This is a genomic window from Pseudomonas massiliensis (assembly GCF_000826105.1).
GTDB lineage: Bacteria > Pseudomonadota > Gammaproteobacteria > Pseudomonadales > Pseudomonadaceae > Aquipseudomonas > Aquipseudomonas massiliensis.
The window spans coordinates 70,100-84,051 of the sequence record NZ_CCYK01000006.1; the positions used below are offsets into that span (position 1 = coordinate 70,100).

Sequence of the window (13,952 nt, forward strand, 5' to 3'; positions counted from 1 at the left end):
GCAACGGAATACCTTTCCCCCGCGCCATGCATTAAAATAGTGGCCCTCGAGGCCAAGGCCTCGCCCGTTACGCCAGCTTTTCCGGCGGCCACCCAGGTACTCATCGATGGAACATCGTGAAGCGCTCATCGCGCTGCGCAGCTTTCTCTCCACCCAGATTCTCGGCCAGGACAAACTCATCGACCGGTTGTTGATCGTGCTCCTGGCTGACGGCCACATGCTGGTGGAAGGCGCGCCCGGGTTGGCCAAGACCAAGGCGATCAAGGAGCTGGCCGAGGGCGTCGAGGCGCAGTTCCATCGCATCCAGTTCACTCCCGACCTGCTTCCGGCGGACATCACCGGCACGGAAATCTACCGACCCGAAACCGGCAGCTTCGTGTTCCAGCAAGGGCCGATCTTCCACAACCTGGTGCTGGCAGATGAAATCAACCGGGCTCCGGCCAAGGTACAGTCGGCGCTGCTGGAGGCCATGGCGGAGCGGCAGGTGAGCGTGGGCCGCAGTACGTATGACCTGTCCCCGCTGTTCCTGGTGATGGCTACCCAGAACCCCATCGAGCAGGAAGGCACCTACCCTTTGCCCGAAGCGCAGCTCGATCGTTTCCTGATGCACGTGAAGATTGGCTTCCCGGACGCTTCGGTGGAGCGCAAGATCCTCCAGCAGGCCCGTGGCGAGGCGCTTCACGGCGAAGCCAAGCCGGAACGCCGGGTGAGCCAGCAGGCGATCTTCGCAGCACGCAAGGAGATACTCGGCTTGTACATGGCCGATGCCGTGGAGGAATACCTGGTCCAGCTGGTGATGGCCACGCGCGCGCCGGCCAAATATGACGCCGAGCTGGCCGAATGGCTGGCCTACGGCGCCAGCCCGCGCGGCTCGATATCCCTGGACCGCTGCGCCCGGGCCCATGCCTGGCTGGCCGGGCGCGACTTCGTCAGCCCCGAGGACATCCAGGCCATGATCTTCGACGTGCTGCGTCATCGCATCATCCTGTCCTTCGAGGCCGAGGCCGCGGGGGTCGACCAGGATCGGGTCATCCAGCGCATCCTCGACGTCGTGGCCGTGGCCTAGGGTCAGCCCCATGAAGAGCCTTGCCCGGGCCGCGCCCACCATCGCCGTAAGCCTGGCCGAACTGATCGAAATGCGTCACCGGGTGCGCGAGGTCCAGCTGTTTTCGCGCCCTGGCCAGCGCAGCCCGCTGATCGGCCTGCACCACTCCAAGCTGCGCGGCCGCGGGGTGGATTTCGATCAGGTGCGGGTCTACCAGGCCGGGGACGATGTACGCAACATCGACTGGCGCGTCACCGCGCGCACCCAGGAGCCTCACACCAAACTGTTCCATGAAGAGCGTGAGCGGCCGATCTTCATTCTGGTAGAGCAGAGCCGGCAGTTGTTCTTCGGCTCGGCCCGAGCTTTCAAGTCCACCCTGGCCGCGCAGATTGCCGCCCTGTTCGGCTGGGCGACCCTGGAGCATAACGACCGGGTAGGCGGGCTGGTGTTCGGAGACCTGGATCACTACGAAATCAAGCCACGGCGCAGCAAGCAAAGCCTGTTGCAACTGCTCAACCGCCTGGTTCGAGTCAATGCCGCGCTCACCACCGATGCCCGCCCCGCTTCGGACCCCTTGGGCAGCGCGTTGCGCCGGGCCCGGGAAGTGCTGCGCCCTGGCAGCCTAGCCATCGTGATCTGCGATGAACGAGCGCTGAGCGACGCGGCCGAGCAGCAGTTGAGCCTGCTGTCACGACACTGCGACCTGGTGCTGTTGCCGATCAGCGATCCCATGGACCACGCCTTGCCAGCCGCCGGCTTGTTGCGCTTCGGTCTGGGCAGCGCGCAGCTGGAAGTGGACACCAATGACGCTGAGCTGCTGCGCGTCTACAAGGCCTCGGCACAACGCCGACGCGGCCGCTGGCAGCGGCTGGCGCAGAAGCTTGGCGTTCTGGTGCTGCCGCTCAGCACCCAGGCCGACCCGGTCGATCAATTGCGTGAATACACCAGTAGCCGCCCACGCCCGGGTGCCTGGGCCGGGACTGCCCCATGACCCCCCTGGACCGCCTGCATCCCTTGATCGAGCCGGCGCCGGTGCCCTTCTGGCCCCCAGCGCCCGGTTGGTGGCTGCTCGCGGTCGCGTTGCTGTTGACCCTGGCCGCCGCCCTGCGTTGGTACCGTCGCCCCGCCCCGGCAGTGGATGAGCCCGCCCAGCCGGCCCCCCTCAACGACCCGGGCATCGACCCGGTGCGCCTGGAAGCCTTGGCCGAGCTGGCGCTGATGCCGCGTCCCTATGACGGCGCCCCAGCCGGTGCCTGGCTGGCCCAGCTCAACGCCCTGCTCAAACGCATCTGCCGCAACCACTACCCCAACGCCAACAGCCATACCCTCAACGGTCGGACCTGGCTGGCGTTCCTGGACAATCGCTGCCCGGCAGCAGGCCTTACACGCTGGATGATCCTGGTGGAGGGGGTCTACCGGCCCGAATGCAGGCTCGATGACAAGGCGATCCAGGGTCTCTACCAGGCCGTGGATACTTGGATTCGCAAGCATGCTTGAGTTCGCCTGGCCGCTGATCTTCCTGCTGCTGCCACTGCCCTGGGTGCTACGGCGAGCCTTGCCGCCAGCGGAAACCGGCGAGCAGGTGCTGCAGGTCGGTTTCCTTGACGAACTGGCCGCTCTCAGCCAGGGCCGCGTCAGCCGTGGCCTGCCCGGCTGGCGTCAGCAACTGCCCTACGCGCTGGTGTGGTTCTGCCTGGTGTTCGCGTGCGCCCGCCCTCAGTGGCTGGGGCCACCGTTGCCCATGCCGGCCACGGGACGCGACCTGATGGTGGCAGTGGATGTTTCCGGCTCCATGGATTACCCCGACATGCAATGGCATGGGGAAAGCGTAAGCCGCCTGAGCCTGGTCAAGCATCTTCTTGGCGATTTCCTTGAAGCACGCCAAGGGGACCGGGTGGGCTTGATTCTCTTCGGCACCCAGGCTTACCTGCAAGCACCGCTCACCTTCGACCGGCGCACGGTACGCACCTGGCTCGACGAAGCCCAGGTGGGCATCGCCGGCCAGACTACCGCCGTCGGTGACGCCATCGGGCTGGCGATCAAGCGCCTGCGGGCCCGGCCGGCTGACAGCCGCGTGCTGGTGCTGGTCACCGACGGGGCAAACAACGGCGGGCACATTTTGCCCCCGACCCCCGCCCCCCCCGCCGCCGCCGCGCAGGGGCGCATCCCTGCCCTCGGCCTCGGCGCGGGCCCCACCGCAGCGGCGGGCGGGCCCCCCCCCGGGGGCCACCCCCCGGGAGAATTGAGCCGCGGGGGGCCCGGGCGGGCGGCCGGCCGGGGGGGGGGGGGGCCCCCGGGGGGGGAAAAAACGGGGGGCCATTTTCCCCCCCGCCCCCCCGCCCGCCTGGCCGCCGCCGAGCAGGTGCGCATCCATGCCATCGGCATCGGCGCGGACCCGACGGCAGCGGCGGCTGGCCCGCCGCTGGGCGTCAGCCCGCGGAATGATCTGGACGAAGCCGCGTTGCAGGCGATCGCCAGCGCTACGGGCGGCGAGTATTTCCGCGCTCGCGACGGACGCGAACTCGATGCCATCGGCCAGGCCCTTGACCGACTGGAGCCGGTCAACCAGCAGCCCACCCGAGTACGACCTATCCAGGAACTGTATCACTGGCCCCTGGCAGCGGCCGTGCTGGCTACCGCCGCCTTGATGATCCAACGGCTGCTCCCCCTCGCCCGACGCCTGCCCTGGGTCGCGCCCCTGTTGCCCGCCTTGGCCGCCCTTCGCGCTCGCCTGGATCGGCTGAGGCGCCGCCCATGATCGACGCCTTGCTTGCATGCTTGCCGCACTGGTCACGGCCAGGCTGGTTCTTTGCCTGGCCGCTGCTTGCCTGGCTGTGCTGGGGCCTGTGGCTGCGCAGACGCCGCAGCGGGCGCTGGCAGGCGCTATTGCCGCGGGCTTTTCACGGCACGCTTTTGCGCGGCAGCCAGGCTCGGGCTCAGCACTGGCCGCGGGTACTGCTCGCCATGGCGGCCGTGTTGGCAGGGCTGGCCCTCGCGGGGCCGGGCTGGCAGCGGGACCAGCCACTGAGCCAGCGCCCTGACGATCCCTTGGTGATCCTGCTTGCGCTGACGCCCGACATGCTCGCCCGGGACGTCTCGCCAGACCGCCTGAGCCAGGCGCGACGCAAGATACTGGATGTGCTGCAGCGTCGCGCCGAGGCGCAGACGGCCATCGTCGTCTATGCCGGCAGTGCGCATACCCTGGTGCCGCTGTCCGATGATCAGGCCACCAGCGCCAACCTGCTCGAGGCCTTGAAGCCTTCCCTCATGCCTGAACCCGGGCAGCGCGCCGACCTGGCCGTGCGCCAGGGCCTGGACCTGCTGGCCCAGGCCGGCCAGGGGCCGGGCCGCCTGCTGTTGATCGCTTCCAGCCTGAACGACGAGGAGCGTGCCGGCATCGATCATTGGCTGGGCCGACGGGCGCCGCCTCTGCTCATACTGGGTGTCGGCACCCCGGAAGGTGCCGTGGTGCCGCAGGAAAACGGTGAACTGCTCAAGGACCCCCGTGGTGGTATCGCCCTCGCCCGCCTCGACGTGGATGCCTTGACGGCCACCGCGGCCAGTGCCCATGGCCGCTATGAGACAGCGCGGATCGACAGCCATGACCTGCACGCCCTGGGCATGCTCGATGGCGGTCACAGTTCGTTCGGTGCCGACGCGGCACTGGCAAGCCCATCGGACCGTTGGGCCGACCAGGGGTATTGGCTGCTCTTGCCCTTGCTGGGGCTCGCCGCTCTGGCCGGACGACGTGGCTGGCTGCTGTGCCTACCCCTCTGGCTGGCCTTGGGCGCAGCGCCTTCGCCGGTCTATGCCTTCAGCCTGGCCGACTTCTGGTTGCGTCCGGACCAGCAGGGCCAGCGTCTGCTCACTCGAGCGCCAGACGAAGCGGCCGCGCGGTTCAGCGACCCTCGCTGGCAGGGCGTGGCCCTCTATCGGGCCCAACAATACGCCGAGGCGGCCAAGCGCTTCGCCCAGGGCGACAGCGCAGCCGACCATTACAACCGTGGCAACGCACTGGCGCTGTCCGGGAAGCTGGAAAGCGCGCTCGATGCTTACGAGCAGGCACTGGAACGCGACCCCGCCCTGTCCATCGCCCGTGACAACCAGGCCCTGGTCAGGTCCATGCTGCAAGCGCGGCAGGCGTCGGTACCTGGTACACCGCCCTCCGCCCCTTCGGCGCCAGCGAAAGAACCACCGGCTGCCTCTAGCTCTCCCAGTGGGCCGTCACCGGGTCCGGGCGTTCCATCGGCGGCCATGCCGTCAGCTCACCCAGCCACGACGACCACGGACAGCCCAGCCTCGACTGCTACCTCCCCAGCGCCCAGTGCCACCGTCGATGGCAATAAAGACGACCACCTTGGCAACCACACTGGCGCTCTAGAGGCGAGCGCATCCCAGAACAACGGCCCGGTGCTGGAGCGCTACCCGGAAGACGAAGCCCGGCAATCGCTGGAGCAATGGCTGCGACAGATACCGGACGATCCGTCAGAATTGCTCCGGCGCAAATTCTGGTATGAACAGCGACAACGGCAGGAACAATAGTGATGAGTCGGCTCTACGCCTTTCTTCTAAGCGTGCTAGCGCTGGCGCTGCCGCTCCCGGCAGTGGCTGCGGTACTGGTCGCCAGCGTGGACCGCGCTCGCCTGGCGGTGGGCGAATCCTTCGAGCTAAGCCTTGAAACCGGTGACGTGACCCTGTTCGGCCGGCCGGACACCGCGCCCCTGGAAGCGGACTTTCACGTTGGCGATGTTCGCCAGGTAAACCGACCAGCCAGCATTGCCGACGACCGGGCTGCCAGTACCCGCTGGATCGTTTCCCTGGTCGCGCTTGGCAGTGGGACCCTGACCATTCCGGCGCTGCAGGTCGGCGAGCTGCGCAGCCAGCCTATCGTGGTGCAGGTGTTGGACGCCCCGGCGGCCACCTCAGCCAGTGCTGCTCCGGTATTCATCGAGGCCAGCCTGGACCAGGAGCAGGTGTATGTGCAGGCCCAGGCGGTTCTGACCCTGCGTGTCTATCACAGCGTGGCCCTGTACGATGACAGCCTGTTCGCCCCGCCTGAACTCAGTGACGCCCGGGTAGAGCCGCTGGGCCCACGGCGCACCTACGAGAAGGTAATCAATGGGGTGCGCCATGGGGTCATCGAAACCCGCTATGCCCTTTATCCGCAACGCAGTGGGGAGCTTGTCCTGCCCGCGTTGATGTTCACTGCCACCACGGTGGCCAGCGATGACAATGGGCGTCCTCGCCCTGGCACTCAGGTGCGGGTCGCTTCGGCGAGCCTGAGCCTGAAGGTGTTGCCCAAGCCCGGCCTTTACCCGGCCGACGCGGCCTGGCTGCCGGCCCGCAGCCTGAGCCTGAGCGAAACCTGGAACCCTGCTCCGGAGACGGCCTCGGTGGGGCAATCCCTGACGCGCACCCTGACGCTCGAGGCCGACGGGCTCTCCAGCGCGCAGCTTCCACCGCTGCCCGATGGCGCCGTGGATGCAATGCGTCGCTACCCCGACCAGCCGCGGCTGGACGACCAGCACACCGAGCGCGGACTGGTGGGAAGCCGACAGGAGCGCGAGGCCCTGGTGCCCAGCCGGCCTGGCCGCAGCGAGCTGCCTGCCGTGGACATCGTCTGGTGGAATACCCGGGAAGATCATCTGGAGCATACCAGCCTCCCCGCCCGTGCGTTCGAAGTCCAGCCGGCGGCCGAGCCAGCCAGCGTTACTTCGCTGCCGGGGCGCGCCCTGCCGGGCCCGTTGTGGCCGTGGCAACTGGCAACCGCGCTATTGTCGCTCACCACGCTGCTCGGCTTCGGCCTGTGGTGGCGGGCCCGCTCCCGGCCGGCGGTGGCTCGGCTTGCAGCCGCCGGCCCCAGCGCTCGCGGCCTGCTCGACGACCTCAAGCGAGCCTGCCTGAACAATGATCCGCAGTCGTCGCGCCAGGCGCTGGATGCCTGGGCGCGTCAACAGTCCGAGACCCTGGCGCAGATGGCCGTGCGCCATCCGCCGCTGTCCGATGCGCTTGATGGCCTCAACGGCGCGCTCTACAGCGAAGCCGGGCGCTACTGGCAAGGCCGGCGCCTGTGGCAGGCCGTCAGTAGCCTACCCAATGGTGGCCGCCCCGCAGGGGCCGAGGAAAGCCTGCCGCCGCTCTACCCCAAATAGTTTCTCGAGGCCCGCCAATGCGCTTGCTGCACACTTCCGACTGGCACCTGGGGCAGAGCCTCCATGGCCAGGACCGCGACTATGAACACCAGGCCTTTCTGCGCTGGCTACTGGCTCGCATCCAGGCGCTGGTACCAGACGCCCTGCTGATCGCCGGCGACATCTTCGATACCGTGAACCCGCCGCTCAAGGCCCAGGAGCGGCTCTACGACTTCATCGTCAGCGCCCACGAGGCCCTGCCCTCCCTGACCATCGTGATGATCGCCGGCAATCATGATTCTGGCTCGCGCATCGAATTGCCCGCCCCGCTCATGCGTCGCCTGCGCACCCACGCCCTGGGACGCGTGCTCTGGCTGGACGATGGCCAGCTCGATTGCGAACGGTTGCTCATCCCCTTGCCAGGTGCCAATGGCGCTATCGCCGGCTGGTGCCTGGCGCTGCCCTTCCTGCGCCCGGCGGAGGTCACCGGGCCTCATCTGGGTGAGAACTACCTGAGCGGCATCGCCCTGGTGCACCGGCGCCTTATCGCCGCGGCCAATGCACGCCGCGCCCCCGGCCAGCCGCTGATTGCGATCAGCCATGCACACATGGCTGGCGGCGCGGTTTCCCTGGACTCCGAGCGCAGCCTGGTCATTGGCCACGCCGAAGCGCTGCCGGCCAACCTGTTCGACGACAGCGTGAATTACGTTGCCCTGGGGCACCTGCACAAGCCGCAGCAGGTCAACGGCGAGCAGCGACTGCGCTACAGTGGTTCGCCCATTCCATTGTCTTTCTCAGAAGTGGACTACCCCCATCAGGTGCTGCAGGTGGATTTCGTCGGCGACCGCCTGGAGCAGGTACAGCCGCACCGGGTTCCACGGGCGGTGGACCTGCTACGGGTCGGCCCGGCCCCGCTCGATGAAGTACTGGCGCGGCTGGCCGCGCTACCCCAGCCTGACCTGCTCGCCGAGGTGGTGCAACATCCCTGGCTGGAAGTGCGGGTAACCCTGAATGAACCCCAGCCCGAACTGCGCGCCCGGGTAGAGGCGGCGTTGAATGGCAAGGCCGCGCGCCTGGTGCGCATCGCGGTCGAGTACCAGGGCCGGAGCGCTGGCGGTTCCGAAGGCCCCCTGGAGCAGTTGGAACAGCTCAGCCCGGAGCAGGTATTCAGCCGCGCCTGGGAAGAGCAATACGCAAGCCAGGTGGATGACGCCACCCTGGCAGACTTCCTGACTTTGCTGCAGGAAGAGCAGACGGAGCACCAGCCTTGAAGATTCTTGCCATTCGACTGCGGAATCTGGCTTCCCTGGCCGGGCCCGTAGTTCTTGATTTCACCACCGAACCCCTGGCCAGCGCCGGTCTGTTCGCGATCACTGGCCCCACCGGCGCGGGCAAGAGCACCCTGCTGGATGCCCTCTGCCTGGCGTTGTTCGGCGCGGTGCCCCGGCTCGGGGCCACTGCCCGGGACGCCAAGGTACCCGACGCCGACGGCGAAATTGCCATCTGGGATGCGCGCAACCTGCTGCGCCGCGGGGCCGGCGCAGGCTTTGCCGAAGTGGACTTCCTTGGGGTGGACGGGGTGCGCTACCGGGCCCGTTGGGAAGCCAACCGCGCCCGGGACAAGGCTGGAGCCAAGCTGCAGCCGAGCCGGCAAAGCCTGTTGGACCTCGACAGCGACCGCCTGCTGGCGACCCAGAAGAACGAGTACCGACCACTGCTGGAAGCGCGCCTGGGGCTGAATTTCGAGCAGTTCACCCGCGCCGTGCTGTTGGCCCAGAGCGAGTTCAGCGCTTTCCTCAAGGCCAATGACAACGAGCGCAGTGAACTGCTGGAGAAGCTTACCGACACCGCGCTCTACAGCCGCCTTGGCCGCCGTGCCTACGACAAGGCACGGAGTGCGCGCCAGCAATTGGAAAACCTGCAGGCTCAGAATGGCGCGATCCAAGCCCTGGATGAACACAGTCGCCGGGACCTGGACGAGCGCCTCGTCATGGCCCGGACAACCCTGAGCGGCTGTCAGGAAGAGCGGCGAATGCTTCAGGTCCAGCGACAGCACCAGTTGGAGACCGAGCTGTTGCTGGCGCAGGCCCATGCCGCCACCGAGGCCGTGGCTCAAGCCCAGCATCAATGGCAACAGCAGGAGGGGGAGCGTCAAACGCTCGCGCTGCTGCAGGCTCTGGCGCCCCAAAGAGCCGTGCTCGAGCAAAGCCGTCGCTTGGGTGTACATCACCAGAAACTGGCCGAGGCGCGCAACGAGGCCCTGACAGCCAGGGCTGCCGCCGAGCAGGCCAGTGAAGCCGAGCAGGGAAAGGCCGCCGAAGCCACGGCTCGCTTGCAGCGGGCGACCGAGGCTCAGGCCGAGGCCGCGCCCGCCTTGCGCCAGGCCCAGGACCTGCAAGCCACCCTGCAGCTATTGGAACAGGAGCTTGCGCCGCGCCAGACGCAATGGGCCCAGGTGGAGCGGGATTTCGAGGCCGGGCGCACGGCGCTGACCGCGCTAGAACAGGCACAGGCCAAGGGAGATACGGTGCTGCATGCGGTACAGGCGCGCCTGGAGGCAAGCGCCGGGCTGGCCCGCCTGGCCAGTGCCTGGACCGCCTACCAGCCGCGGCTGCGCCAGGCCGTGGAGGCAGCCCAGCGGGTCAGCGAACTCCAGGCCAAAGCCTCGCCGCTGAAGCAGGACGCGGAACGGGCGAGCCAGGTCCAGGCTGACCTCCAGGCTCGCTTGCACGAACTGGCGGCCCGGCTCGGCGGCACCGAGGACCTGGGCGAGCGACTCAAGCTATTGACCGATCTGCTACGCGACGACCGCGACGGCCTGCATGCCCTGACCTCGCTGGATGAGCATTGGCGCCGCTGTGCCCAGGCGCAAGAGCGGCTGGCGGACCTGGCGGCGCAACAGCAGGATTTGACCAGGAAGCGCCAGACTTGCATCGAGCAAGGCCAGGCTGCCAAGGCGGAACACGAAAGAGCCAGCCAGGCCCTGGACGTGACCACGCAGGTACTGGAGCGGCAGCATCTGGCACGGCTTCGCGCCGGTCTCCTGCCGGGCGCACCCTGCCCAGTGTGCGGCAGCGAGGATCACCCCGGCGAGACGGCAACCAGCGCCGAAGTCGCGCTGCAGACGCTGGAAGCACAGGACCTGGCCGAAATCGAAACGGCCCAGGCGCGGGTCAATGCGCTTGCCGAACAGCTGGCCGAGCTGCGTGCCGAGGTGCGCGGCCTCAACGACCGGCTGAAAGCCTTGCATGAGCAGCAACAGCGCGAGCAGGCTCAACTGACCGCCGCGCTGGATGCCTTGGGAACGCTTGCGCGCCAGGACGAACTGCTGGCGATACCCGAGCCCCGGCGCCAGGCCTGGCTCAACGACGCCGTAGCCCGGTTGCGCGAACAGATTTCCCGCGATGAAGAGCAACTCCAAGCGTTGCTCGCCGCCCAGGCCGACGCAACGCAGCTGCAGCAACAGCTGCGCCAGGCGCAGCAGCGCAGCGACGAGGCGGCTGCACAGTGGCGTGAGCACCAGGCATCGCTCGAGCGTGAGCGGCAACGCTTCGAGGATGAGCTGGACGGGTTCGGTAGCCTGCTTCCGGCCGCTACCCTTGCGGCCCTGAGGGCAGAGCCGGTTCAAGCGCGCGAGACGCTGGAACGTACCCTGGCTGAACGCTTGAGCCTGGAAGAACAGCATCAGGCACAGAGCCTTAGTCAAAGCCAACGAGCCCAGCATATCCAGGTGGCGCAGGCCCAGCTCGTCCTGCTGGGCGAGCAGGCGCGGGAACAGCGCATCGCCGTTGACCAGGCCCAGAAGCGCCTGGAAGCGCTGCGCAAGACGCTGGCCGAGCAGCTGGCGCCTCATGCGAGCGTGACGGCCTGGCAGGCGCAGCTGGACACAGCCGTGACTCAGGCACGGGATGCCCAGGCGCAGGCCAATCAAGCGCTGCAACTGGCGCGCGACCAAGCTCTGCAAGCCCAGGCCCAGGCGCGAAGCCTCGAAGAGCAACTGACCGCCAACGAAGCCGAATACGCGGAGCTGACCCAGCGGCTGGCAAGCTGGCGCGCCGGGCATCCAACCCTGGACGATTCGACCCTGGCGCATTTACTGACATTGGGCGAAGCCGACATCGAGGCCATGCAGGCAAGGCTGGGCCAGGCCCAGCGGTCGCTGGAACAGGCTCAGGCTGTGCTTGCCGAGCGCCAGGCGCGCGTCCAGGCGCATCAAGGGCAGGCGCCCACGGCCAGCCGGCCCGCCGAAGACTTGGCCGCGGCACTCGTTGAAATCGAAAGCACCTGCCAGTTGCAGGAGCAACAATGCGCCGAGTTGCGTGCCGCGCAATTGGAAGACGATCAGCGCCGACAGGCCCGGGATGCGCTCGCCGCGCAGCTTGCCCACGCCCAGGCTGAACATACGCGCTGGGCGCGCCTATCGGCCCTGATCGGTTCGGCCGAAGGTGATCGGCTACGCAAGATCGCCCAGGCCTACAACCTTGACTTGCTTGTCCGCCACGCCAACGCGCAGCTGCTGCAACTGGCCCGTCGCTACCGGCTCAAGCGTGGCGGCAGTGCACTCGGGCTACTCGTGGTAGATACCGAAATGGGGGATGAAGTGCGTTCGGTCCATTCCCTGAGTGGCGGCGAAACCTTCCTGGTTTCCCTGGCACTGGCGCTGGGCCTGGCCTCCATGGCATCGAGCAGCTTGAAGATCGAATCCTTGTTCATCGACGAGGGCTTCGGCAGTCTGGACCCCGAATCACTGCAATTGGCCATGGACGCCCTCGATAACCTGCAAGCCCAAGGTCGCAAGGTGGCGGTCATTTCCCACGTGCAGGAAATGCACGAGCGCATCCCGGTGCAGATTCAGGTGCAGCGTCAGGGTAATGGCTTGAGCGAGGTACGGGTGGTGCCCTGAACGGCGGCTGCCACTCAGGCGCCCGCCGCTCGGCTCGCGATCAGGGCAGCGTTGCAGCGTCGCTGACGCCTGCAGGGCCCCCCCGGGGTTTACTGAGCGTCGCCGACCTTGTGACTGAGGGCAGCGTAGAAATGGGCGCTTTTGCGCAAGTACTGCTGGGTATAGCTCTGGGTGGACGCTCCGTTCTTGTCGGCTTGGCCGCTGGCGCCGGCTGGCAAGGCGACCGAAGCGGAGATAGCGGATGCGGCGATAACAGAGAAAAGATTGAAGTTCATGATGGCGTTCCTCCGGGAAGTAAGTGACTGTGAAGCCAACTTACTCCCCGAAGCGGGCCCGCTGAAATTCATTGGGCCATTAGCGGTTATTACCGGGATTGATGCGAAGCCCCAATGAATTTCACGTCCGAAGGCGCATCGATGGCGTAACGCTGCACGGTAGCCAACAATTGCCCCGTACGGACGTCTCGGGCCACCACCACGATTTCATTGCTTTTCTGGTTGGCGATCAGCACGAAACGGCCGGTCGGATCGAGGCTGAACTCCCGCGGGTGGTCCCCTTCCACTGACCGCCGCTGGATGGGCTTTAGCCCACCGGCCTGGTCCACGGCATAAACCACCAGCTCGTTGACACTGCCGCGGTTGCTGACATAGAGGAACTTGCCATCCGCTGACAAGTGAAGGCCGGCCCCCGCACCGATCGCGGGGGTCACCCCGGGAGCCAGGTCTTGCAACTGCGTGCGCACCAGGTTGCCGGCCTGCCAACTGAAGCTTGCTACCTGAGCGGGCATCTCCAGGGTGAGCCAGGCACGTTCGCCACTGCGGTCGAACAGCAGGTGGCGCGGACCACTGCCAGGCGGCAAGGTAACAGCCGCTGGGCTGGCGGGGCTCAGGGGCACCTTGGCGTCAGGCTGGTAGCGATAGATGAAAACCTTGTCGGCGCCCAGATCGTTGGCGTAGACAAAACCCTGGTTGCTGACGACCGAATGCACATGCCCACTGGCCTGGCGCTCGGCGTTCACCTTGCTGGGAGCGTGGCTGAGCTGCTGGACCACCTCGCCCAGCCGCCCGTCTCGCTCCACGGGTAGCACCGCCAGGCTGCCGCCGGGGTTCGGCTGTACCGCATAGTTGGAAACGAAGAGAAAACGCTCGTCCGCGCTGAGGCTGGAGTGGGTCGGCTCCTCCCCACGGGTCTCGACCTGGTTGATCAAGGTCAGTTCATGGGTGGCCGGGTCAATACGGTAGCTGCTGACCCGGCCTATCGTGTCTTTCTGCCCGGGTCCATTTTCATTGACCACGTACAGTCGGTCCTGAGCCTTGTTGAGTGTCAGCCAGGACGGGTTGTCTGCCTTTACCACCTGCGCGGGTGCCCTGGCTATCTGGCCACTGTCACTGTCGAAGGTCAGGCGGTAAAGGCCTTGGCTCGCGCCTTGGGTATAGGTTCCAACCAGGAGGTCATAGGAGCTGGCCTGGGCCAGTGGGGCGCCCAGGGCGGCGCCGGCAAGGGTAAGCGACATCAGTACTCGCAGCATGAATTAATCCTCTCGTGAAGACCGTACACGCGCGCAAAAGTTGAAGCCCAGACGGCTAGCGAATCTTATTCTTGGTCATCATCTTCGTCGGCGGAAAAGGCACTGAGCAAGCGCAGCCGGTGTTCGACACCTGCCGCGGCAATCTTCCAGCAGTCCTGTTCACCGTCGAAGCTTGCGGCGGCAACCGCTTGGAGGTCGAAATGCCAGCGCCGTTCCGTTCGCCCGTCCATGCACAGCAAGCTGAGCCCGTCATCGGCCAGGCCGAATTCGAAACAGTAGAGCTCGTCGATGACGAGCATGTCAGCGCTTTCCAGCGCTTGGGCCAGGGATAGGCTCATGGAAGCT

Annotated in this window: 10 protein-coding genes and 2 pseudogenes; 9 read left to right on the top strand and 3 right to left on the bottom strand. The window is 66.9% G+C overall.

All coding sequences use genetic code 11. The features are described from left to right. The first annotated feature begins 106 nt into the window (after positions 1-106). From BN1188_RS06420 to BN1188_RS06455, 9 genes and pseudogenes are all read left to right on the top strand, one after another. Positions 107-1,066 carry an AAA family ATPase gene (locus BN1188_RS06420; protein ID WP_040260621.1) on the top strand — a complete coding sequence of 320 codons (960 nt, stop codon included), beginning with the start codon at positions 107-109 and terminating at the stop codon, positions 1,064-1,066. A 10-nt stretch (positions 1,067-1,076) separates the two neighbouring features. After that, positions 1,077-2,036 carry a DUF58 domain-containing protein gene (locus tag BN1188_RS06425; protein WP_040260622.1) on the top strand — a complete coding sequence of 320 codons (960 nt, stop codon included), beginning with the start codon at positions 1,077-1,079 and terminating at the stop codon, positions 2,034-2,036. Next, positions 2,033-2,542, top strand: a complete 510-nt coding sequence (locus BN1188_RS06430; RefSeq protein WP_040260623.1) for a DUF4381 domain-containing protein — start codon at positions 2,033-2,035, stop codon at positions 2,540-2,542. The genes BN1188_RS06425 and BN1188_RS06430 overlap by 4 nt, the downstream gene beginning before the upstream one ends. After that, positions 2,535-3,332, top strand: a pseudogene (locus tag BN1188_RS22240) (VWA domain-containing protein); the annotation flags it as partial. The gene BN1188_RS06430 and the pseudogene BN1188_RS22240, both read left to right, overlap by 8 nt. Positions 3,333-3,380: 48 nt before the next feature. Continuing rightward, positions 3,381-3,656, top strand: a pseudogene (locus BN1188_RS22245) (BatB protein); the annotation flags it as partial. A gap of 143 nt (positions 3,657-3,799) precedes the next feature. Continuing rightward, entirely contained in the window at positions 3,800-5,587 is a 1,788-nt protein-coding gene (locus BN1188_RS06440; RefSeq protein WP_040260624.1) for a VWA domain-containing protein, read from the top strand. 2 nt (positions 5,588-5,589) lie between these two features. Further along, positions 5,590-7,197, top strand: a complete 1,608-nt coding sequence (locus BN1188_RS06445; protein ID WP_040260625.1) for a BatD family protein — start codon at positions 5,590-5,592, stop codon at positions 7,195-7,197. 17 nt (positions 7,198-7,214) lie between these two features. Next, entirely contained in the window at positions 7,215-8,447 is a 1,233-nt protein-coding gene (locus BN1188_RS06450; protein ID WP_040260626.1) for an exonuclease SbcCD subunit D C-terminal domain-containing protein, read from the top strand. After that, positions 8,444-12,079, top strand: coding sequence for an AAA family ATPase (locus BN1188_RS06455; protein ID WP_040260627.1), 3,636 nt, complete (start codon positions 8,444-8,446; stop codon positions 12,077-12,079). The genes BN1188_RS06450 and BN1188_RS06455 overlap by 4 nt, the downstream gene beginning before the upstream one ends. Positions 12,080-12,168: 89 nt before the next feature. Here the strand turns inward: BN1188_RS06455 and BN1188_RS06460 are convergent, their stop codons facing one another. The 3 genes from BN1188_RS06460 to BN1188_RS06470 all read right to left on the bottom strand — a co-directional run bounded on the left by BN1188_RS06460 (position 12,169) and on the right by BN1188_RS06470 (position 13,945). Then, positions 12,169-12,354, bottom strand: coding sequence for a hypothetical protein (locus tag BN1188_RS06460; protein WP_040260628.1), 186 nt, complete (start codon positions 12,352-12,354; stop codon positions 12,169-12,171). An 89-nt stretch (positions 12,355-12,443) separates the two neighbouring features. Beyond that, on the bottom strand, positions 12,444-13,607 hold the full coding sequence (locus BN1188_RS06465) for a lactonase family protein (protein ID WP_040260629.1): 1,164 nt from the start codon (positions 13,605-13,607) through the stop codon (positions 12,444-12,446). A gap of 65 nt (positions 13,608-13,672) precedes the next feature. After that, entirely contained in the window at positions 13,673-13,945 is a 273-nt protein-coding gene (locus BN1188_RS06470; protein ID WP_040260630.1) for a DUF5629 family protein, read from the bottom strand. Between the last annotated feature and the right edge of the window lie 7 nt (positions 13,946-13,952).

Coding starts and splice junctions, on each gene's coding strand:
- BN1188_RS06425 (WP_040260622.1), top strand. CDS start 1,077: ATGAAGAGCCTTGCCCGGGCCGCGCCCACCATCGCCGTAAGCCTGGCC.
- BN1188_RS06440 (WP_040260624.1), top strand. CDS start 3,800: ATGATCGACGCCTTGCTTGCATGCTTGCCGCACTGGTCACGGCCAGGC.
- BN1188_RS06445 (WP_040260625.1), top strand. CDS start 5,590: ATGAGTCGGCTCTACGCCTTTCTTCTAAGCGTGCTAGCGCTGGCGCTG.
- BN1188_RS06450 (WP_040260626.1), top strand. CDS start 7,215: ATGCGCTTGCTGCACACTTCCGACTGGCACCTGGGGCAGAGCCTCCAT.
- BN1188_RS06465 (WP_040260629.1), bottom strand. CDS start 13,607: ATGCTGCGAGTACTGATGTCGCTTACCCTTGCCGGCGCCGCCCTGGGC.
- BN1188_RS06460 (WP_040260628.1), bottom strand. CDS start 12,354: ATGAACTTCAATCTTTTCTCTGTTATCGCCGCATCCGCTATCTCCGCT.
- BN1188_RS06470 (WP_040260630.1), bottom strand. CDS start 13,945: ATGAGCCTATCCCTGGCCCAAGCGCTGGAAAGCGCTGACATGCTCGTC.
- BN1188_RS06420 (WP_040260621.1), top strand. CDS start 107: ATGGAACATCGTGAAGCGCTCATCGCGCTGCGCAGCTTTCTCTCCACC.
- BN1188_RS06430 (WP_040260623.1), top strand. CDS start 2,033: ATGACCCCCCTGGACCGCCTGCATCCCTTGATCGAGCCGGCGCCGGTG.